The 561-nt window shown below is 58.1% G+C and carries 1 protein-coding gene; it reads left to right on the plus strand.

Going from position 1 to position 561, the window contains the following annotated elements:
- Window positions 1–508 (plus strand): hypothetical protein (locus L691_RS32695; protein WP_025690461.1); only part of this gene is annotated, 508 nt, incomplete at its 5' end.
- Window positions 509–561: the final 53 nt, after the last annotated feature.

The following is a 561-nucleotide window of genomic DNA, read 5'->3' on the forward strand; positions in this document are numbered from 1 at the left end:
AGAGGTTAAAGCCTATTTCGACAAAAACGTCGACTGGAACATCCCGTATCCCGAAGAAAAAGAAGAGGCTCAGCCGACCGCCGCGCCGGGCGTCGCCACATCGGACGGGACAACGGTCATCAACAACTACGGCGGCTATAACTCGGGCTTCGGCTGGGACGATCTGCTGCTGTATCACATGCTGTTCAATAGCGGCTCCAGCTATTCGCCGAGCAGATGGTATGATCACCGTAAGGCCTATTATGGAGGCACACGGACGGTCTATAAACCGCGCACTTATAACAGCACCAAATTTCAGAATAAGCCAGTGACCGGCTCCGTAGTCAAGCCGAGGACCTCGACCTCCACGACGGGTACCATTACGAGACGATCCACGTCTTCCAAGGCGGGCGGCATCGGCGGAACATCGAGCGGCCTAAGCTCGTCTGGTTCAAGATCAAGCTCGAAATCGAGCCTTGGCGGGGGCTCCCGGTCGAGCTCGAGCAGGGGCAGCGGGTTCGGCGGATGACGGAGCCCGTATTTCAGTGGCTGGAGCATTCCGGCGAAGACCGGGCCTCCAAG

Origin of the sequence: Paenibacillus zanthoxyli JH29 (assembly GCF_000520715.1) — a bacterium.
GTDB lineage: Bacteria > Bacillota > Bacilli > Paenibacillales > Paenibacillaceae > Paenibacillus_AQ > Paenibacillus_AQ zanthoxyli.